This window comes from Thalassotalea profundi (genome assembly GCF_014653195.1).
GTDB classification, from domain to species: Bacteria; Pseudomonadota; Gammaproteobacteria; order Enterobacterales; family Alteromonadaceae; genus Thalassotalea_B; species Thalassotalea_B profundi.
In genome coordinates this window covers 240298-261180 of the sequence record NZ_BNAH01000005.1, presented here as the reverse complement: position 1 = coordinate 261180, position 20883 = coordinate 240298, and the positions used below count along the sequence as shown (strand labels likewise).

Sequence of the window (20883 nt, the reverse complement as noted above, 5' to 3'; positions counted from 1 at the left end):
TAAATGCGCATATTAATTGTAGATAACGCAGCCCACGCGTTACAACCATTACAGCAAGGCTTTAAAGATAAACGTTGTCAAGTAGCTTACCTTGATAGCGTTTTACTTGCGGTTAAAAGCATTAAAAAATATAAATTTGATGCCATTATCGTTAATGAAAAACTCACCAGTAGTTCAGGTTATGATCTGCTTAATGCCTTGTCTCTTAAATACCCCCAGTTTATTCGTATTGGCGTTACTGAAAAAAATGATCCGCAACATAAGCTTAAACAAGTCAGTCATTACCTTTATTCGTTCCCCTTGCCGATTGATACCATAATATCGAACCTTTTAGGGATTGCTGAACAGCAAAAAACCATCACCAAAGAAATTATTGTAAAGTCAGTCGCTGGCATTAAAACCTTGCCAAGTCCTCCTAAGGTCTACCTTCAGTTAAATGCCATGCTAGAAAATAATTCGACTGACTCGCAGAAGATTGCTGATATTATTACCCAAGATCCGGCACTGACAGCGAAAATATTACAAATTAGTAATAGCCCCGGTATGAATACTGGGAAACCATTAAATAATATTGCTGATGCCATCACTAAAATGGGCTTAGAAGCCTTGAGTTGTGTGGTAATGACCGCCGAATTATTTGCATATGAACCCGACATTCAAGGGTTTAGTATAATTAATGAACAACTTCATAGCTTAGCTGTTGCAAAACTTGCAGCGTCGTTAGTTAAACCACATTTAAGACAGCAAACCATGTTAGGTGGTTTATTACATGATATTGGACGTGTAGTACTTTTTGAAATAGATCATCAATTAACAAAAACTTACTTTAAACACTGCTCTACAAGTCATGATAATATAAGCCTAGAGCATAAAATTTTTGGTACAGATCATTGTCGAATTGGTGGTTATTTATTGCATTGTTGGAACTTCCCTTATAGCCTTATATTAGTGCTATTGAATCATCATAATCCAGAAAAGTTATTAACGAATGAATTTGGTGCCGCTCAAGCCGTTTATTTAGCAAATTGTTTATTGAACGAGCAAGTACCACATACTAAATTTCTTGAACATTTTAAATTAACGAATAACTTAGAAAGTCTTCAACAAAAAGCTCAGCGTTATAATGTAAAATAAAGAGGTGCTATGAGTTCACTTACCTTCACAGATAGTCATTGCCATCTTGATTTTAGTGAATTATCAACTCAAACGCCTGAATTATTAACCCAATGTTACCATGCAGGTATTCAGCGTATTATTGTGCCTGCTGTATCACCTAAAAATTGGCAAAAAACGCTTAATTTAGTGCAAAACAAAACGACCGATACACCTAGCGTATTAGCGGCTTTAGGCATCCATCCTTGGTATTTACAAGGGCTTACTTACCAAGATTTAGATATATTAACGTCCACAATAATAAAGAGTCGCGCTAAAATAATCGCGATTGGCGAAACAGGAATTGATGGAAAAATAGCAAAACAACAAGCTAATCTTGCTAAGCAAATTACTTTTTTTAATGAACATATACGAATAGCCAACCAATTTAAACTACCACTCATTGTTCATCATCGCAGTTCACATCCTATAATTTACCAACAATTAAAACAAAATCCTGTAGACTTTGGTGGCGTAATTCACGCATTTTCAGGCAGTTACCAGCAAGCGTGTCAATATATAGATTTAGGATTCAAACTGGGTATCGGTGGTACTATTAGTTATGAGCGAGCCCAAAAAACCATTAACACCCTTAAAAAACTCCCTTTAAGTAGTATAATTCTTGAAACTGACGCTCCAGCTATGCCTTTATCAGGCTTTCAAGGAATGGCAAATTCCCCTTTAAAAATAATAGATGTATTTAATTTACTTTGTCGATATCGAAACGAAGAACCAGAAACAATAGCTTTCGCCATCGAAGAAAATATTAAGGACTTATTTATCAGGTAGCGAATCTTTAGCTTTATTAATATTCTTATTTAAGCGATAACCTTGACGACTAAACCTATTTAAGCCTCTTGTTAATAAAAAGCCAACTAAACCAGCTAAAATCATCATGATCCGAATAAATTCGTAATGTTCGAAATTTGCTTGGGATAAGCGATCAGTAAAATATCCACGTTTCATAGTTATTCTTAAATAACCTTGGGTATTAGGCGTTCTAACCTCTTCAATAAACGGACTAAACTGCTCACTTACGTTTGAATGATAGAGGCTGATACCATACAAGGCATTAATTGATTCTTGATCCGTTGAAGAAAGTAATAATTGGCCAGTTTCGCCGTAGTAACTAATATCTTTTATCCATTGAGGTTGCGCTGATTCATCAATAAATGCTTGCAAATGCTTATTCATTAATTGTTTATCTGCGATAGACTCATTACTCACAATAATAGCAGTAAGACCTTTATTAACTTGAGCAATAAAGTCTTTGCTGGTTTGAGTAAAGTTTTGCGAAATGGTGTTTTCCATCGTACGACTGGCATATAACCAAAACTCCATTAAAACGACTATAATTACAATCGCTATAGCTAATTGCATTATTTTATTATAAATAGACGATAATTTAGGGTATAAAGGCAATTCAGATTGCTGCATAAATTACAAATGATTAAGTCGTGCCAGTTACTTACACTATAGAGACTTATGAGATGAATATAAATATTATCAGCAAAGAAATTTTAATATCAGCTCATAATTTAAAGGTTTGTTAGTATTTATGCCTGTTTTGCAATTACCCCTTAATACAATTAATAATCAAGAACTACAAAACGTTATTACACCTTCTTTGCATAGTAATTTATTGCCATTAGCATGCTTATATTCTGATAACGAGTTAAGTTTATCTACAACAGAAAAACCTAAAAACACCATAGAATTAATTGTTTTAGGTGATATATCAATAACATGTTTACACACCATCATCAGTCAATGCCAGTTAACATCTCCCGTTTTAACAACCATCAATTACCGTAACAAACTTTATAGTTATCGTTTTTCTGTAGAATGTAAAGACCTTGAATCTGCACGACACGCTTTAGCAAATTTAATATTAGAAGTTAAGTTTGAAGCCGCTATTATCGAAGATGCTCCTCAATTATCACGCCCTGGGCTGCTAGTGATGGATATGGATTCAACCACAATAAAAATTGAGTGTATCGATGAAATTGCGAGACTTGCAGGGGTTGGTGATCAGGTTGCTGCTGTAACAGAACTTGCCATGCAAGGAAAGTTAGACTTTTCAAAAAGTCTATATCAACGAGTTGCAACATTAGCCAATGCCCCTGAAAGTATTCTTTCGAATGTTGCCAAAGATATTCCTCTTATGGAAGGATTAGAAACATTAATAACCACTCTAAAACAGCATAATTGGCATATCGCCATTGCCTCTGGTGGGTTTACCTACTTTGCCGAACATTTACAGCAAATGCTTGCATTTGATGATGTTCGAGCCAATGTATTAGAAATCAGTAATGGAATACTTACCGGTAAGGTTTTAGGCGATGTAGTAGATGCTCAAGCAAAGGCTGATTGTTTAGTTGAACTGCAACAAAAATATCAATTAACTCACGCTCAAACAGTTGCTATGGGTGATGGTGCAAATGACTTAGTTATGATGAATGCTGCGCATTTAGGAGTGGCATTTCATGCTAAACCCATTGTATTAAAGCAAGCAGATTGTGCAATAAACTCTCACGGTCTTGATTATTTACTACACTGGTTAAAGTAGCATTTACTGCCGTAGGCATTTAACGATTAAATTTTAACTCATGGGAGTATAACGCATGGAACAAAACATAAAAGGTAGTTGCTTATGTGGCCAAGTAACTTGTACGGTAAGGGGGCCTTTTCAAGCGTTTTATCAATGTTATTGTGATCGCTGCCAAAAAAAAACAGGCTCCGCATTTGCCTCATTAATTTTTACTACACCAGACAATGTTACGTGGCACACTGGCGTTGAATTAATAAAACGCTATGATTTACCAAACGCTGTACGTTTTAGTAATAGCTTCTGTAGTGAGTGTGGTTCGCAAGTACCTTATTTAAGTAGAGACGGATCTAAATTGGCAATTCCTGCTGGTTTTCTTTCTGATGATCCTGGCATTACCCCATCAGCTAATATTTTTTGGGAAGAGAGGTCTTGTTGGTATGATAAAGGCCAAACCGCTCAACAGTTTACCCGTTACCCTGAATAACTAATCAATCATTTATAACCTTACAGCATAGTATTAATGCTTTGTCATTAATACTATGCTCATGAAATATTAGGCCTCTACTGGTTTTTCTACTGGCAATAATTGGTAACGAATCATTGCCTCTTGAGTTATATCAAGTAACTGAACCACTCCTGCAACGCTCCAAATTTCTTGTTCTAATTGCTTGCCTCTGTGAATAGCATAACCACTAATATAGCTAAGTTCTGGATTAAGGTACTCCATGTCAGGTCTATCTGTACGTGATAGCTTCACTTGAACACACAAGAAACTCCCTTCTTTTAGTGCACTATGAATAAATTGCTTCTTCATTGCATGAGTTTTTAATTCAGAATCAAGTTTTGTTGTAACAGCTTGATCCACAAAATCTTTATCCGTTTTTATCGCTATATATAAAACATCAACAATAGGAAAATCACCAGGCTTTATTTTCTTTAACGTTGAATGCATTAATGTTGTCGCTTGCAAATTATTTAATAATGGATATAAATTATAAAGGCGACTTCTATCACTAAGTTGAGCACAGTAATCAATTAATTTTTCATGTTCAGAGTTACAAGTGATCACTTCAATTTTATAACGACTTCCACTTGTTTGAATAACTAAAGAGGGAGTAACCAAACTACGACTATAAATATTACGCAACGCTTTACCGAGCTCTGGACTCATCATTGCATATTCATCACGAGTTAATTTTTCTTTATTTTTTTCAATTAACGCTTTAAAAAAAGAACGGCCAATATGCTTATGTTTGGCGACATAAACACGTAAATTAAGAATATTTTTTTTCTTATTAATACGAATGACTTCATAAGGTAAACCTTTTAAGTCAAACGCTGAGGTGATTTTCTGTAAATTGGGGAAACTCATATTGACTATCTCCCCATTATTTAGGACTGAGGGTTTATCTAAATGTAATTTTAATCCAGACGCAGAAAAATCTTCAGATTTGCCTAACCACTTCACTCCACCTGACTCTACAATAACAGGAGTCTTATAGCAAAATCTTGGTTCAGTCCGTTGATTTTTATAGTTAATGCCAACATCATCAACCACCAAGCCTTGCTTTAAACGTTTATGACCATAATTTTTTAGCTTGGCTGTATTAATATTTTCTGGAGAGAGCTTTTTATACTGTTTTAAGGTGGCTAGATCTGAAATTTCATTAGCAACAACTAAGTATGTCAGTTTCTCAATATTCTTTTGAATATCTTCAGGCGGTAATAAATTCAAATACTGATCTTTTGTGGCCAGTATATTGGATAAAGTTAAAGGCGAATGGCTAAAACTGGGATTTACATCAAGACCCGTCAATTGAGTAATAGTAAAATCAGACTTATGGGAAGCAAACCCTAAAAAGTTTGCCATAAAATCTTTATCTTCGTTCAATTGAATATTATCAGCAGTATAAAAGTAACTTTTACCTTGGCTCTGATGAATAAAGCTATAGACGTATAACGCTTGACCGCTTTTTTGTGCTCTCTTAATACGAGCAACTCTTTCAGGTGTAACTAAGCAATGTAACGTTGAAGTACCACGTTCATCTTGCCAGTATTGATAAATACTTTGATTATTGTGGCAAGTTAATGCGTACTTCGGCAAAATTTCGCCGTTCTCTTCATGTAAAAAAATAGGTAATTCGTTCGACTTGGGCACAGTAAAATGTTCAAAAGATCGAGATTGCAGCGCAGCTATTGTATTATCAAGGTTAACTTTATAACGACGTTTATTACCTTGAATATAGCCGATTAAAAACTTTCTTAACCCATCACGACTTTCATCTGTTTTATAAACCCGTCGCACCCCAACAAATTGATGTTTTTCTACTTGCTGAATATTTCGAATCTCATATTCATAATGATCTTCATTTTTAAATTGAAACTCTTCTTCTAGACCGGTAAATCGAATATTAATAATTTGATTAAGGTGTAACTCTTGCGCTTTATTAAAGCGAAATTTACAGCCATCAACACTTAGGTCAGAACTTACCGCTTCTGCTGATTTATCCCCTTTAATATTAATATGAATGGGAATTGCAAAATTCATCCGTTCTTCTTTACGATCAAAGTAAGGACCATATTGATATAATTTGGCTGGATATTGCGTTTTTTCAAAGACTTTACTGTTATTTAACGAGCTTGGTGCGGCAGATGCTTGTTGAGGATTAGCTTTTTCGTTTTGATACATCACACGAAAGTTATTTTCAGTATTCATTAAGGCTTCATAAACACCAAAGGTATAACCACCATACATTGCTACATTTGCTTCAAATAATTTAATCGCTATATCATCAATATAATGGACACGCCCTTCTTCTTCATACGGACGACACACTCCATTTACATGCCCTCTTAAATCAATCAAACGCGTGCACGGGGTGGCTAAACGTTTAATTTCCATTTTTAATAGAAAACGTTCTGTTTGATTAAGTGCCTTAGTTGCTTCAGCAAAGCGAGCTTCAAAATCGCTTGATGATACTTGGCCTTTGAAATCATCAATAATATGCTGGAATTTAGAAAAATCTTTAGTCATTTACACTTATATATCATTACAATAGACTGATAATAATTAGTTTGTATTATAAATTGAATATTCAAGCACTCACAAGCATTGTTACGCGGTGAATATCCTTCAAAAATCAATGAGAATACACTAACTATTTCATAACATTATATTAATTAAGCAAAAACTATACCTTAAGCAAAATAATTATGGCTAAAAATAAAACCGCTTATGTTTGTACCGACTGTGGATCTGAATATTCTCGCTGGATGGGACAATGTAACGATTGTAAAGCATGGAATACTATTTCAGAGTTTAGACAAGCAAAAGCTCCCGCACGCTCCGGAAATTTTTCAGGTTTTGCTGGCGCTACCCAAGCACAAGTTCAAACTCTTGACACAATTGACCTAGCTGACTTACCAAGATTTTCTTCTGGCTTCTTAGAGTTTGATCGCGTTTTAGGAGGGGGAATTGTTCCCGGTAGTGCCATTTTGATAGGTGGCGAGCCAGGCGCTGGAAAAAGCACTTTATTACTACAAACAATGTGCGCACTTTCAAAGTCAATGTCTGCTCTGTATATCACTGGTGAAGAGTCGTTACAGCAAGTCGCTATGCGTGCAAATCGCTTAGGGTTAAAAGCAGATAACTTAAAATTATTATCTGAAACAAGTGTTGAAAACATTTGTCATATTGCAGAAAAAGAACAACCCAAAATTATCGTAATTGATTCAATTCAAGTTATGCATATGGCAGATATTCAATCTGCGCCTGGCAGTGTATCCCAAGTTAGAGAAACAGCCGCTTATTTAACTCGCTTTGCTAAACAGCATCATGTTGCCATGATATTAGTAGGGCATGTTACTAAAGATGGCAGCTTGGCAGGACCTAAAGTTTTAGAGCACTGTATTGATTGTTCTATCATGCTAGAAGGTAGTACCGATTCTAGGTATAGAACTCTACGTGGCAATAAAAACCGTTTTGGCGCAGTTAATGAGCTCGGTGTTTTTGCCATGACAGGTACAGGATTAAAAGAAGTCAAAAACCCATCAGCTATATTTTTAACACGTTCAGAAGAGCAAACAGCCGGTAGTGTAGTGATGGTACTTTGGGAAGGCACTCGTCCTTTACTCGTTGAAATTCAAGCGTTAGTAGACCATTCTGCACTTGGAAACCCTCGACGAGTAGCTGTAGGTGCTGAGCAAAATAGGCTATCAATGTTGCTCGCTATTTTACATCGCCATGGTGGACTACAGATGAATGATCAAGATGTATTCGTCAATGTAGTTGGCGGAGTAAAGGTTACAGAAACAAGTATCGATTTGGCTCTTATACTAGCACTGGTTTCCAGTTTTAGAGACAAAGCACTACCTCAAGATTTAGTGGTATTTGGTGAAGTAGGGCTATCAGGCGAGATACGTCCGGTACCAAGTGGACAAGAACGTATATATGAAGCAGCTAAACATGGGTTTAAACGTGCTATCGTGCCATATAACAACCTACCTAAACAAAAAATTGACGGTATGGAAGTAATTGGTGTTAAAAAGTTGAGCGAAGCGATAGAAGCGGTTTAGTTTATCAGCAATAGTCATAATCATTTTTAGTATTCACACAATAAAGGAGTTAACTATGTATAAATACCTTTCATTACTTTTCATTTTTATATCAATCACTTGCTTTGCTAGCAACAATCCATTTTTAGGGACTTGGCAATTAGTTTCAGGTGAATATTTAAATGATAAGCAGGTGATGATAAGTTATGACTCACTAGGTCTCAGCTCTCAAAAAATTATCAATGAACAACATTTCAGCTTTGTGTCTATGGCAAATGGAAAATTTTGGGCTGCAGGTACAGGCACCTATACCTACAATGAAAAGGAATATTTTGAATCACCCAAAATGGCCTCTTACCCTTTAGAAAGTGGTGGAGTTTATACTTTCAAATATAAGATACAAGATAATTTATGGCATAACGAACGTTGGCATAATAATATTCGGGTCGAATATGAAATTTGGCAAAAAGTAGTTAAATAACATACTCCCTAACGACATTAAGCTCATTAAAAAATTGAATGCACATAGGGGTATACCGTAATTGAAGTATATATCTAAGCAATTCTGGTTCTTTAGTGACCGTTTTTGAAATAAACCGTCACTTTCCATTCATTGACTTTTTAAAGTTAGCCGCAATTTTCAAGAGTCCCTTAATGAGACTCTTTACTCTTCATCAAAGAGAAATGGGCGAGACAAAGCCTTTCGGTTTAATTGCTAAAATAGAGCTATCTAATTGATTGAGAATAGTTTCAGCCGTATTACCAATGACTAAGCCTGAAATACCAGTACGCGCAATTGTTCCCATTACCACGATATCAGCATCTACCCTTTTTGCTATTTTAGGTAATTCTTCGCCGGCAGCCCCTTTAATAATATGTGACTCTAGTGACAGAAAGTTAGAAACTTTTTCTCCTAATGTTTCTTTTAAATTGTGCAATAACTTATCCATCTTATAGCGGCTATCGCGGTATTTAAAATCAAACATCTCTTTTTCTATTTTTTCAGGCTCATCAACCCAAAGGCTAATAAAGCCAGCATCAAGTACATCATAAGCATTAACCACATGAAGTGTCGAAAATTCAGCTATTGAAATGGAACACGCCAGTGAAACTATCAAATTGTTCAACTCATCATTACTGTTTTCAACATCTTCTGAATCAAAATCTACCGCAGCTAACACCTGTTTATAATTTGATTTTTCATTTTTTTTCATCAACCAAACAGGGCAAGGACAATTACGCAATAAATGCATATCATCACTTGTTATTAGTCGATTAAACCAACTAGCTTTATCGGCCTCTTTAATTAATATATCAAAGTTTTGAGACAAAACGATGCGAATACTTTCTAAGTACGTTTTGCCCACTTTTATTTCAAACTTTATATTAACCTTTTGATCTAACAGAGAAAGAAGTTCGTTTAAGTTTTTGGTTTCTCGTTCGAAAGCAATCTTCTCTATTTCTGCGCCATTAATACCTGTTTTGCCTATTGATGATAATGTCAGCTTTGGAATAACCAATAACAAGGTTAAATCTGCTTGGTTATTCTTAGCTAATGACACAGCACGTAATAAAGAAGGATTGGGTTTATCAATATGGGTATTCATTACATACAGAAAGTTTTTAAATCGTTTCACCTTATATCCCTCTTTTTTCATTACTTGATTGACTGTTAATTCCTTCAAAAAGCATTTTCACAGCTCTATCTGCAGTATCTTGAAAAGGCTCTAAAATCAGTTCAACTCCAAGCAAATTCAACTCTTCAGTATCTCTACGACTTTGTGATACTGCAGCTAATTTTCCTGTATACCCAGCAGAGCGAGTTAACTGAATAACCGTTTTTCGATTATCTTCTGACGATAGACCAGTGTGAATATGAGGAATAGAAGATACGACCCAAGATGCATGATTAAGAGGTAAATCGATAATGAATTCAGCATCCGTTGAGTCTCCATATTCACAATCTAAACCCAACGATTTCCAATGTTTTATTGCTGATGGGTTAAAATCAATACCTAATACTCGAATTCCTTTCTCTTTAAGTTGCATCGCGATAGCAGTTCCTAGTCTTCCTAAACCGAAAATAATCACCGGATAATGGTCGCCAACATGCTCATCAGAAGCACTTTCTCTAGGTATGCCAGAACGTTCAAAGATGCCAATAAGAGGGGCAAATATTGAATACAACTGATGCGAATAGGTGATCATATAAGTTGATGCTGCAATGGTAATAATACCGACAAGAGTAACCAAACCGAGAACTTCTTGTGGTACATGCCCTAAACTAATTCCCATAGCAATGAAAATTAACGAAAACTCACTTATTTGCGCAACGGTTAAGCCAGCAAGAAATCCAGTTCTTTTTCCATAGCCCATTAACCCCATTATAAACATGACAATCAGTGGGTTACCAATTAGTACAAATAGTGAAAAAATAATAGCACCGGACAAGTGTGTTCCGAGTAAAGATAAATCAAGGGTAACGCCTAAAGCGATAAAGAAAAACAGTAATAAAAAGTCTCTTAGAGGCGCTAATCTAGCAGCAATACTTTCTCTATAGGGTGTAGAAGCGAGTGCAACACCGGCTAATAATCCCCCTACTTCCATTCCTAATCCAACAACATCTCCTATTGCGGCAAACAACGCAGCTTGGGCAATAGCATAAATCACTAATAGTTCAGGAGCCTTTGCCAATTTTTCGGTAAGAGGATTAGCGATATAACGCACAAATACAATAACAAAAACAAGTAAGCTTACCCCTGATATTGCGACTTGCCACACTGATGAATTAGCTGAACTTCCATGCCCTGAGCCTATACCTATAGTAGCCAATACAATCATAGCGACAACGACTACTAGGTCTTGAACAATTAAAAACCCTAAAGCTATTTGTCCATGCAAAGACTCTATTTCACGTTTGTCCGAGAGTAATTTAACAATAATAATTGTAGATGAAAAAGTCAGTGCAACCGCAACATAAAGACTAGTAATATGATCTAAGCCAATCGCTAAACCAATGTAATATCCAAATAAAGATGTGAAAGCAACTTGACCTAATCCCGTTAATACGGAAACCCACCTATCGATTTAATTAATTTAACATCTAACTTGATACCAACCAGAAATAAGAGAACAGCAATACCTAGCTCTGAAAGAAGCTTAATTTGCTCTTTGGAGTGTACAATATCTAAAGCTGAAGGGCCTGCAATAAGCCCAACAGCAATAAAACTTACAATAAGAGGTTGCCTGAGCAGCAAGCCAATAAAACCTAAAATAGCAGCCAGTACCAAAAGAGCTGCAATTTCAGTAAATGACGACTGGGAAATAAGTTCAATCACATTCATTACATAATTCCTATCCTAGAATTTAGATCATTATCTTATGTTAATTTATTATAATAAAGGTTTACAATTGAATAAATGTAAGCCAATGTATTTATAATAAAAAAAGAGTAAAAACTACGTAACTACTCTAGTAAATAGCAATTACTCAGGTTCGTAATCTAAATTAGCAGATAGCCAACGTTCAGCCTGTTCTAGTGTCATACCTTTGCGTGATGCATAATCAATAACTTGATCTTTGGCCATTTTTGCAACAGCAAAATACTTACTGTCTGGATGAGCAAAATACCATCCACTTACCGCGGCACCAGGCCACATAGCATAACTAGATGTTAACTCCATTCCTATATTGTCTTGAACATTGAGCAAATCCCATAACAAACCTTTTTCAGTATGTTCAGGACAAGCTGGATATCCTGGAGCTGGGCGAATACCTTGATATTTTTCACGTATTAGCGAGTCATTATCCAAATTTTCATCAGGGGCATAACCCCAATAGGTAGTCCGAATAAGCTCATGTAAATATTCAGCACTGGCTTCAGCTAAACGGTCTGCAACTGCTTTTAATAAAATTCCGTTATAGTCGTCATGTTCAGCCTCATAACCTTTAACTAATCCGTCAACGCCAAAACCTGCTGATACCGCAAAAGCGCCAATATAATCATTTACTCCTGATGCTTTGTCTGCAATATAATCAGCTAAACAACGATTATACTGTCCCGACGGTTTTTTACTTTGTTGTCTTAAATGATGTAAACGCATACGTTCGCTTAACCGAGTATCATCATTAAATACAATTAAGTCATCTTGGTCTCGTTGTGCTGCAAATAAACCAAATACAGCTTTTGCTTGAATTTTATTCCCTGAGATAATTTCGTCAATCATCGCATTGGCATCATTAAATAACTTGGTTGCTTCTTCACCTACAACTTCATGTTTTAAAATTAAAGGGTATTTTCCCATTAACTGCCATGTGGTAAAAAATGGTGTCCAATCAATATAATTTCTAACAATACTTAAATCGAGATTATCTAAAACCGTAACGCCTAATTTTTTAGGTATAGTTGGTGTATAGGTATCGAAATTAATTGGTGTAGCATTTGCGCGAGCTTGTTCTAAGCTCACTAAGCTAGACCGTGGCCCTTTTTTATAGTGCCTGTCTTTAACTCGTATATATTCTTGTGTTTGTCTTTCCATAAAGGCCGGACGTAATTCATCTGATAATAGGTTACTAACCACGGATACCGAGCGAGAAGCATTAGCTACATAAATAACGGGATGTTGGTATTGCGGGTCAACTTTAACTGCCGTATGCGCTTTTGATGTAGTTGCACCACCAATTAATAAAGGCAGATCAAAGTTTTGACGCTTCATTTCTTTAGCAACATGTACCATTTCATCTAACGAAGGAGTGATCAATCCTGACAAACCAATAATATCAACATTCTCTTCTTTGGCTACGCGAAGGATTTCTTCACAAGACACCATTACACCTAAATCAATAATATCGTAGTTATTGCACTGCAAAACAACGCCAACAATGTTCTTGCCTATGTCATGCACATCACCTTTAACCGTAGCTAATAAAACTTTTCCATTTGAATGTACCTCAGTCTTACCTTCTTCAATAAAAGGGTTTAAATAAGCAACCGCTTGTTTCATGACACGCGCCGACTTTACTACTTGTGGCAAGAACATTTCGCCCGCACCAAATAGATCGCCCACTACGTTCATGCCATCCATCAATGGACCTTCAATTACATCAAGGGGTTTCTCTGCTTGAAGTCGAGCTTCTTCGGTATCTTCAATTATAAACTCATTGATACCTTTAACTAATGAATGCTCTAAACGTTTAATTACTGGCAACTCACGCCATGTTAAGTCGGCTTTATTATCAGTTGCACTTCCTTGGCCTCTAAACTTCTCTGCAAGATCTAATAAACGTTCTGTTGCACCATCATCACTATTTTGGATGACATCTTCTACAGCGACTCGCAAATCTTCAGGAATATCCGAATAGATAGCAAGTTGTCCTGCATTCACTATCCCCATATCCATACCATTTTTTATGGCATGATAAAGAAATACCGCATGAATAGCTTCACGAACTAGATTATTTCCTCTAAAAGAAAATGACACATTAGACACACCACCAGAGATCATCGCATAAGGTAAATTTTGTTTGATATCAGCAACTGCATCAATAAAATCTACTGCATAATTATTATGCTCTTCAATACCTGTAGCGACAGCAAATATATTAGGATCAAAGATTATATCTTCTGCTGGAAAGTTAATTTCATCCACTAGAATATGATAAGCACGTTTACAAATTTCATATTTACGTGAGCGTGTATCTGCTTGGCCTTTTTCATCAAACGCCATTACTATAACTGCTGCACCATATCTACGTAATAACTCGGCTTGTTGGCGGAAATTATCTTCCCCCTCTTTCAAACTAATAGAATTAACAATGCCTTTACCCTGAATACATTTGAGTCCAGCCTCAAGGATCTCCCACTTAGAAGAGTCGATCATCATTGGCACTTTTGCTATATCAGGCTCACCCGCAATTAAGTTAAGAAAACGTACCATTGCCGCTTGCGAGTCAAGCATGCCTTCGTCCATGTTAATGTCGATAATTTGCGCGCCATTTTCGACTTGCTGCAAAGCGACAGCAATCGCTTGATCGTAATTTTCTTCAATAATTAACCGTTTGAAAGCCGCAGAACCAGTGATATTGGTTCTTTCACCAACATTAACAAACAAGCTATTTTCATCAATAGTTAATGCTTCTAATCCCGACAATCTACAAGCAATATCGCGCTGTAACACTTCTCGAGGCTTAATACTTTCAACAGCTTCAGACATCAATTTAATATGTTCAGGTGTAGTACCACAACAACCACCAATAATATTTAAAAAGCCAGATTCAGCCCACTCTTTTACATGAACCATCATTTCGTTAGCATCAAGATCATATTCACCAAATGCATTGGGTAAACCGGCATTAGGGTGAGCTGATACTGCAAAATCAGAAATACGACTTAACTCTTCAATATATTGACGTAATTCGAGTGGTCCTAAAGCACAATTAAGCCCAAATGAAATAGGTTTTGCATGACGCAAAGAATTGTAAAAAGCTTCCGTTGTTTGCCCTGACAATGTTCGACCTGATGCATCAGTTATAGTGCCTGATATCATCACCGGTAAACGATAACCTAGCTGGTCAAACACAGTTTCTACCGCAAATATTGCGGCTTTTGCATTAAGCGTATCAAAAATGGTCTCTATCAGAATAATATCTGAACCACCTTCAATTAATGCAAGTGTTGACTCAATATAAGCATCTTTTAATTCGTCAAAAGTTACATTTCGAAATGCCGGATCATTTACATCAGGAGAGATAGAACAAGTTCTATTAGTAGGTCCTAAAACCCCGGCTACAAATCGTGGTTTATCTGGCGTTTTGGCTGTATATTCATCAGCAGCAGCTTTCGCTATTTTTGCCGCCTCACGATTAATTTCAGCACTTAACGACGCCATGTCATAATCAGCCATAGCAATAGTGGTTGCGTTAAAAGTATTGGTTTCAATAATATCGGCACCCGCAGCTAAATATTCGCAATGAATATCTTTAATCACTTGGGCCTGTGTGAGCACTAGCAAATCGTTATTGCCTTTTACATCACTATGCCAATCAGAAAAACGCTCGCCTCTATAGTCTTGCTCTTCAAACTTATAGGCTTGTATCATGGTGCCCATTGCACCATCAAGTATCAATATATTCTTAGCAAGTTGTTGTTCTAATAGTGAAAACGAAGTTGATTTTTTCATGTTACTGCTCTTTTGATAAACTTTTACTTGATGGATGAATTGCTTGAATGTTACTAGCATCCAACTGATAAGGTGTTATTTGATACACATAATAATTAAGCCAGTTAGTAAACAATAGACTACCATGGCTTCGCCATGAACTTTTTGGTGTCGTTGAAGGATCGTTATTAACAAAATAGTTCTCTGGCAGCTCAGGCGACAAATTAGCTTTTACATCACGATCGTATTCTTCTTTTAAAGTCATTGCGTCATATTCAGGATGTCCCGTTAAATAAACTTGCTGTTTATTTTTACTAGCCGTTAAATAAACACCGGCTTGTGGTGATTCCGCTAACACTTTTAACTCTTCAACAGATTCATAATCTTCTTTACTGATATATCCATAACGTGAATGAGGCACAATAAAATGCTCATCAAAGCCTCGTGTTAATTCTTCCTTAGGGTCAAGTGAGATATGTTCGTAAATTCCAGACAGTTTTTGTTTTCGTAAATGCCGGTTTAAGCCATAATGATGATACAAAGCAGCATGGGCTGCCCAACAAGAGAACATGGTAGATGTAACATTTTTTTCAGCCCAGTCAAAGACTTCACAAATTTTATCCCAAAATGTCACTTCTTGATAATCAAGTAACGCTAGTGGCGCCCCTGTTATTATTAAGCCATCGTATTGTTTAGTTTTAATATCATCAAATAAACGATAAAAATTATCTAAATGTTCTTGTGGCGTATGTTTTGACTCATTTGCGTGAATACGCACAAATTCTATATTTATTTGTAATGGTGTATTAGCCAGCATACGTAATATTTGAACTTCAGTTTCAATTTTATTTGGCATCAAATTTAAAATAGCCACTTCCATCGGGCGTATTTCTTGACTGGCAGCACGATGTTCTGGCATAACGAAAATATTTTCATTATCAAGTACTTGGAATGCTGGTAATTGATCTGGAATTTTTATAGGCATGTAATTTCACCTTTCAATATTGAATACGTATGAATGATTTAGCAAAACATCATTTATTATGGGTGATAATATGCCTTGGAATGCTAGAGGTGTCAACATCTAAACGTATAGACGTCTAAATGATTTTGTAAATTTTGCGAGTTTAATTATGTAAATGTAAAACGTCATTTAAAACGAGAATACCGTCAAGCACGAGAATAAAGCAATGCAAGAGCTAAAAGCCTGTTTTTAAATAAATGTTTTGGATAAATACAACAAAACCAACGTTTCATCCAATTGTTACTCAGACAACAAATGAGGAACAGAAATAGTGAACCAACTAAACAAAAAAATATGAGGCTAATTTTCATTCCCCCTTAAGCTTCAAACGCAGCCAAAAACCCCTGTTACTGATTGTAATGGTCTAATGAAACTGGAACGGTTTATAGCTTTAAATAGGCAAACTTTAAAGGTGTTTAGGAATAAATTAGCCTAATTAAATATTTTGCGAAGTATGAGCCGACGAGTAAGTTTTTGTGACAACAAAGTAATGGAACGTTTTTTTGAAGTTTAAAACTGAAAGAGTTAACTCGCTTATTCCGTTGTTGAGCATATGACATCACATCAGAAATATAATCATTTGAAACAGTGACTTAGATCTTTCCAGTTTTAATTGACTTTTACAAACAGCTAAAAACAAAAAACCACTGACAGTTCAGTGGTTTTTAATTAATAGCGCATAAATAAATGATTATTCTGCAGCTACCTCTTCTACTTTATCTGTTTTCTTTGTTAACAATAACTCTCGTAAACGCGTATCGATTTCATTGGCTATTTCAGGATTTTCTTTAAGATAATTTGTAGAGTTAGCTTTACCCTGCCCTATTTTCTCACCGTTGTAGCTATACCAAGCACCCGCTTTTTCAACCATCTTATGTTGTACGCCTAGATCAATTAACTCACCTAAGCTATTAATGCCTTCACCGTATAAAATTTGAAATTCAACTTGTTTAAATGGTGGTGCAATTTTATTTTTAACCACTTTAACACGGGTTTCATTACCTACAATTTCATCGCCATTTTTAACAGCACCAATACGTCTAATATCTAAACGCACTGAAGCATAAAACTTAAGCGCGTTACCTCCTGTGGTCGTTTCAGGGCTACCAAACATTACTCCAATTTTCATACGAATTTGGTTAATGAAAATCATCATTGTATTAGACTGTTTCAGATTACCTGTTAATTTACGCATCGCTTGTGACAACATTCGTGCTTGAAGTCCCATATGAGAGTCACCCATGTCACCTTCAATTTCAGCTTTTGGTGTTAGTGCTGCAACTGAATCGACAACGATAACATCAACCGCACCTGATCGGGTTAACATATCGCATATCTCTAGAGCTTGTTCACCTGTATCAGGTTGAGAAACTAATAACTCATTAATATTTACGCCTAGCTTCTCCGCATAAATAGGATCTAATGCATGTTCAGCATCTACGAATGCACAGACTTTACCGTTACGCTGTGCTTCAGCAATCACTTCCAGAGTAAGGGTTGTTTTACCGCTTGATTCAGGTCCGTATATTTCTACAACACGACCCAAAGGTAAGCCCCCTGCCCCTAATGCGATATCAAGCCCAAGAGATCCTGTTGAAATGGTTTCTACATCCATGCTACGGTTCTCACCAAGCTTCATGATTGAACCTTTACCAAATTGACGCTCAATTTGACTCAACGCAGCAGAGAGTGCTTTTTCTTTATTATCATCCATTTCGTGCTCCACAAATAATTAACATTAAATATTCTTATGACGCAAAGTATACTGTAAGTGTGTACAGTATTGCAAGTGACTTATTAAAATTATACAAAAGTATGTTTTTGAGTGTTTCGCCTTGCTTTTTACTTGAAGTTGTTAAAAAGAAACATTGAAAAAAAATTAAAAAGGATTAAAAAAAATGTTAATGAATACACTAAAACACCCAACCGACCCCGTAAACGCTTATTTCTTAACCACATTCAGCGCGTCAACGATTGAATCCAGCACGTACAGAATGCGCCAATTTTGCGCTTTTACATTCAACAACAAAGTTTTTGAGACGTGCGATTGGTCAAAAATCAGCTACACAAAAGTATTAGAGTTTATTCATTTTTTAAAAAACAACGGTCAAAGTTTTACATCAATCAACACGACTTTAGCTGTCATAAAATCGGTTAGCCTGCACTGCTGGCAACTCGATTACATTAATTGTGATACTTACATGAGAATAAAATCATTAAAAAAAATCAAAGGGCGCAACACTGTAGCAGGGCGAACCCTAACAAGTAATGAAATCAACACTATAAACAACTACTACAAGCAAAATATCAGCCCCTTAGATTGTCGAGATTATGCAATTTTTGCGCTCGGCATTGGCGCTGGATTACGCAGAAATGAAATAAGAATGCTTGATTTTGAAAGTATTGATAATGAAAAAATAACGGTTACTGGAAAGAATAATCATACGCGCTCACTACCTTTGACTCGCTTTGTGTCTGATGCATTAAACAACTGGTTATCGTTCAGGGATTGCAAAAGCGGTGCTATATTCACAAAAACCTACAAAAACAGCGTAAAAGAACGCTTAACCATCTTGAGCATACACCGCACCGCCGCCCGTATTTCAAAAAATACAAATTTAACACCTTTTACTAGTCATGACTTGCGCCGCACATTTGCAACGCTTTTATTAGATAATGACGCAGATAGGTTTGGCGTTCAAAGGCTTTTAGGGCATAGCAATTTAAAAACTATTGATATTTATGACCGTCGACCTGATAGACACGCAAAAGCCACCATTCAACTATTGCCTTTTTAGCTTTTACAGACACAAAAAAAGCCGCATTAATTGCGGCTTTCTACTTGGTTGGTAATTATTATTTGTAATCAGATATTAAATATTCGTTTTTTTCACTATCGGTAACTTTACCGTCACCAATATACCGAAAGCCTTTTTTTAACTTTCCGCTTTCGTCAAATGGTGAGTTGTTATCTTGAGTTTTATTATCTTTGAAAATTGTTCTTCGATTATGATACATATTTTACGCCCTTAATGGTCTGCTTTGCGTCTGCAATGCGTTGCTTTCTCAACGCTGGTTATTCTTAAATCGTGCTTTTCTTGCACTGCTTTAATCCAAGTGATTTCCGTTTTATTGGTGTACACGATTACAAATGTACTGATTAACTGCCCGAGTATCAAAACAATCATATTAGGGTTCATTATATCCACTACTTACCCCCTAAAACAATCGTGCTCAACCCGTATGCGGTGCAAAAATCAACGCCAATAGTTACGCCTTGACTATTGAGCATTGCTTTTAGCATTGCTCTTGTTTCTGGGTTTGTTGCTTTGCAATAGTTTTCAGGCGCATTAACTAGGCGCTTTGAAATATCACCTACTTGATAACCCTGTTTATTGTCGCCATTACTTGAGCAACCCTGATTAATCAACACCACTAACACAAGCGATACAAATATAATTATTTTCTCGATAAAGGATAATATTCTTTTTTTTACCATCTTGGCGCGCCTATTTTTAAGCCATTATAAAAAGCTGTTGCTTTAATTTTATTCATACCGTTTAACAAACACGCCTCAAAATACATTTTATGCACGTTTTTGTGTGGCACTTCTCTTGTTTTACAGTACACATCATGCGGAATACTCGCTAAGCGATGATAACCGACAAAAGGCGAACAACCCGTTATTGTCCAAAGCCAAAAAGGGATACTTGAACCGTCAATAATCGAACCCTTTGGCGCGAACCATTCAAAGCCTTTTTTGTCGATAAATGCAAAATCATTTAACAGCTCAACCTTTCTTTTCTCACCTTTAATTATTCGCGTATCAGCCTCACCAATAAAGCGACTATTCGTTTTAATCAGCATCTAATATGCCTTTGGTGTGCGCTTTTACTTGGTAGACAACAAAAGCCGCCACCAATGCACCGACCGCCGTTGAGATAATCATTTTTTTACTAATCATTAAACGTAAACCTCAACACCCAAACGCCCTAGACGCGCAACAACAAAGCTTTCTTTGTGTGCCAATTCGATACCACTAACAACCTGATGTAGCTCAAAGTGATCGCCGCCGCCCTCAAATACTGACATTGCAAGCATCAATTGCGGCAAGTCTTTAGGCGCTAATTCTTGAAATTCAGATATATTTAATTCGTTCGCCACGTAATTTATATAATTATTAGTGTGGTTGTTATCGCTTGCTGGCGCCCACTTAGTGATTATTTTATCTATTGTGTTATCGCCACGCTCAAGATATTGCAAGAGAATAATGTATCCTGCCCTAAAGCCATGCTCAGGCGTTTTAAATTCTTCAAATTCTTTATCTATGTTTAGCGTTCTTTCGCCTACCCACTCCGCCGACTCTCTAATATTTAGCGGATTGTTATTTCTAACGTTTTTATTTGGGCGCGTCATAAAGTAAACCCCTGTTACCAGCAATAAAA

Annotated in this window: 18 protein-coding genes and 1 pseudogene; 7 read left to right on the top strand and 12 right to left on the bottom strand. The window is 36.2% G+C overall.

The features are described 5' to 3' along the window. The first annotated feature begins 3 nt into the window (after positions 1–3). Both IE155_RS08295 and IE155_RS08290 read left to right on the top strand, forming a co-directional pair. Positions 4–1134 (top strand): HDOD domain-containing protein, encoded by a 1131-nt coding sequence (locus IE155_RS08295; protein WP_189377775.1) that lies wholly within the window; start codon positions 4–6, stop codon positions 1132–1134. Positions 1135–1143: 9 nt separating this feature from the next. Then, positions 1144–1941: a TatD family hydrolase gene (locus IE155_RS08290; RefSeq protein ID WP_189377774.1), complete on the top strand. Its 798-nt coding sequence runs from the start codon at positions 1144–1146 to the stop codon at positions 1939–1941. On the opposite strand, the gene IE155_RS08285 is transcribed toward IE155_RS08290, so the two are convergent. Continuing rightward, complete coding sequence (locus IE155_RS08285) at positions 1927–2589, bottom strand: AhpA/YtjB family protein (RefSeq protein WP_189377773.1); 663 nt, start codon at positions 2587–2589, stop codon at positions 1927–1929. The genes IE155_RS08290 and IE155_RS08285 overlap by 15 nt on opposite strands. A 121-nt stretch (positions 2590–2710) precedes the next feature. Between IE155_RS08285 and serB the strand changes: the two genes are divergently transcribed. Further along, on the top strand, positions 2711–3721 hold the full coding sequence (gene serB, locus IE155_RS08280) for a phosphoserine phosphatase SerB (protein WP_189377772.1): 1011 nt from the start codon (positions 2711–2713) through the stop codon (positions 3719–3721). A 55-nt stretch (positions 3722–3776) separates the two neighbouring features. Further along, positions 3777–4187 carry a GFA family protein gene (locus IE155_RS08275; protein ID WP_189377771.1) on the top strand — a complete coding sequence of 137 codons (411 nt, stop codon included), beginning with the start codon at positions 3777–3779 and terminating at the stop codon, positions 4185–4187. Between the two features lie 69 nt (positions 4188–4256). Here IE155_RS08275 and IE155_RS08270 read toward each other — a convergent pair whose 3' ends face one another. Continuing rightward, complete coding sequence (locus IE155_RS08270) at positions 4257–6737, bottom strand: PilZ domain-containing protein (protein WP_189377770.1); 2481 nt, start codon at positions 6735–6737, stop codon at positions 4257–4259. 179 nt (positions 6738–6916) lie between these two features. Here IE155_RS08270 and radA point away from each other — a divergent pair, with 179 nt between their 5' ends. Continuing rightward, positions 6917–8278: a DNA repair protein RadA gene (radA, locus tag IE155_RS08265; RefSeq protein ID WP_189377769.1), complete on the top strand. Its 1362-nt coding sequence runs from the start codon at positions 6917–6919 to the stop codon at positions 8276–8278. 55 nt (positions 8279–8333) lie between these two features. After that, positions 8334–8738 (top strand): hypothetical protein, encoded by a 405-nt coding sequence (locus IE155_RS08260; protein WP_189377768.1) that lies wholly within the window; start codon positions 8334–8336, stop codon positions 8736–8738. A gap of 193 nt (positions 8739–8931) precedes the next feature. Here IE155_RS08260 and IE155_RS08255 read toward each other — a convergent pair whose 3' ends face one another. From IE155_RS08255 to recA, 6 genes and pseudogenes are all read right to left on the bottom strand, one after another. After that, on the bottom strand, positions 8932–9894 hold the full coding sequence (locus IE155_RS08255) for a universal stress protein (RefSeq protein WP_189377767.1): 963 nt from the start codon (positions 9892–9894) through the stop codon (positions 8932–8934). A gap of 1 nt (position 9895) precedes the next feature. After that, complete coding sequence (locus IE155_RS17945; protein ID WP_229817161.1) at positions 9896–10306, bottom strand: NAD-binding protein; 411 nt, start codon at positions 10304–10306, stop codon at positions 9896–9898. A 231-nt stretch (positions 10307–10537) separates the two neighbouring features. Then, positions 10538–11601 (bottom strand): annotated as a pseudogene (locus IE155_RS17940) (cation:proton antiporter domain-containing protein); the annotation flags it as partial. A gap of 141 nt (positions 11602–11742) precedes the next feature. Continuing rightward, entirely contained in the window at positions 11743–15435 is a 3693-nt protein-coding gene (gene metH / locus IE155_RS08245) for a methionine synthase (RefSeq protein ID WP_189377766.1), read from the bottom strand. Position 15436: 1 nt separating this feature from the next. Further along, a complete protein-coding gene (gene metA / locus IE155_RS08240; protein ID WP_189377765.1) occupies positions 15437–16399 on the bottom strand; it encodes a homoserine O-acetyltransferase MetA in 963 nt (320 codons plus the stop codon). A 730-nt stretch (positions 16400–17129) separates the two neighbouring features. Then, positions 17130–18152 carry a recombinase RecA gene (gene recA / locus IE155_RS08235; RefSeq protein WP_189377764.1) on the bottom strand — a complete coding sequence of 341 codons (1023 nt, stop codon included), beginning with the start codon at positions 18150–18152 and terminating at the stop codon, positions 17130–17132. Between the two features lie 184 nt (positions 18153–18336). Between recA and IE155_RS08230 the strand changes: the two genes are divergently transcribed. Continuing rightward, positions 18337–19236, top strand: a complete 900-nt coding sequence (locus IE155_RS08230; protein ID WP_189377763.1) for a tyrosine-type recombinase/integrase — start codon at positions 18337–18339, stop codon at positions 19234–19236. Positions 19237–19294: 58 nt separating this feature from the next. Here the strand turns inward: IE155_RS08230 and IE155_RS08225 are convergent, their stop codons facing one another. The 4 genes from IE155_RS08225 to IE155_RS08210 form a co-directional block, all read right to left on the bottom strand. After that, complete coding sequence (locus IE155_RS08225) at positions 19295–19456, bottom strand: hypothetical protein (protein ID WP_189377762.1); 162 nt, start codon at positions 19454–19456, stop codon at positions 19295–19297. 190 nt (positions 19457–19646) lie between these two features. Next, positions 19647–19937 carry a hypothetical protein gene (locus IE155_RS08220; RefSeq protein WP_189377761.1) on the bottom strand — a complete coding sequence of 97 codons (291 nt, stop codon included), beginning with the start codon at positions 19935–19937 and terminating at the stop codon, positions 19647–19649. After that, positions 19931–20305, bottom strand: a complete 375-nt coding sequence (locus IE155_RS08215) for a DUF1353 domain-containing protein (protein ID WP_189377760.1) — start codon at positions 20303–20305, stop codon at positions 19931–19933. The genes IE155_RS08220 and IE155_RS08215 overlap by 7 nt, the downstream gene beginning before the upstream one ends. Before the next feature lie 96 nt (positions 20306–20401). Next, entirely contained in the window at positions 20402–20854 is a 453-nt protein-coding gene (locus tag IE155_RS08210; RefSeq protein ID WP_189377759.1) for a hypothetical protein, read from the bottom strand. Positions 20855–20883 lie beyond the last annotated feature (29 nt).

Coding starts and splice junctions, on each gene's coding strand:
- metH (WP_189377766.1), bottom strand. CDS start 15,435: ATGAAAAAATCAACTTCGTTTTCACTATTAGAACAACAACTTGCTAAG.
- IE155_RS08295 (WP_189377775.1), top strand. CDS start 4: ATGCGCATATTAATTGTAGATAACGCAGCCCACGCGTTACAACCATTA.
- IE155_RS08220 (WP_189377761.1), bottom strand. CDS start 19,937: ATGGTAAAAAAAAGAATATTATCCTTTATCGAGAAAATAATTATATTT.
- IE155_RS08285 (WP_189377773.1), bottom strand. CDS start 2,589: ATGCAGCAATCTGAATTGCCTTTATACCCTAAATTATCGTCTATTTAT.
- recA (WP_189377764.1), bottom strand. CDS start 18,152: ATGGATGATAATAAAGAAAAAGCACTCTCTGCTGCGTTGAGTCAAATT.
- IE155_RS08225 (WP_189377762.1), bottom strand. CDS start 19,456: ATGTATCATAATCGAAGAACAATTTTCAAAGATAATAAAACTCAAGAT.
- serB (WP_189377772.1), top strand. CDS start 2,711: ATGCCTGTTTTGCAATTACCCCTTAATACAATTAATAATCAAGAACTA.
- IE155_RS08230 (WP_189377763.1), top strand. CDS start 18,337: ATGTTAATGAATACACTAAAACACCCAACCGACCCCGTAAACGCTTAT.
- IE155_RS08210 (WP_189377759.1), bottom strand. CDS start 20,854: ATGACGCGCCCAAATAAAAACGTTAGAAATAACAATCCGCTAAATATT.
- IE155_RS08215 (WP_189377760.1), bottom strand. CDS start 20,305: ATGCTGATTAAAACGAATAGTCGCTTTATTGGTGAGGCTGATACGCGA.
- IE155_RS17945 (WP_229817161.1), bottom strand. CDS start 10,306: ATGCAACTTAAAGAGAAAGGAATTCGAGTATTAGGTATTGATTTTAAC.
- IE155_RS08270 (WP_189377770.1), bottom strand. CDS start 6,737: ATGACTAAAGATTTTTCTAAATTCCAGCATATTATTGATGATTTCAAA.
- IE155_RS08290 (WP_189377774.1), top strand. CDS start 1,144: ATGAGTTCACTTACCTTCACAGATAGTCATTGCCATCTTGATTTTAGT.
- metA (WP_189377765.1), bottom strand. CDS start 16,399: ATGCCTATAAAAATTCCAGATCAATTACCAGCATTCCAAGTACTTGAT.
- radA (WP_189377769.1), top strand. CDS start 6,917: ATGGCTAAAAATAAAACCGCTTATGTTTGTACCGACTGTGGATCTGAA.
- IE155_RS08275 (WP_189377771.1), top strand. CDS start 3,777: ATGGAACAAAACATAAAAGGTAGTTGCTTATGTGGCCAAGTAACTTGT.
- IE155_RS08260 (WP_189377768.1), top strand. CDS start 8,334: ATGTATAAATACCTTTCATTACTTTTCATTTTTATATCAATCACTTGC.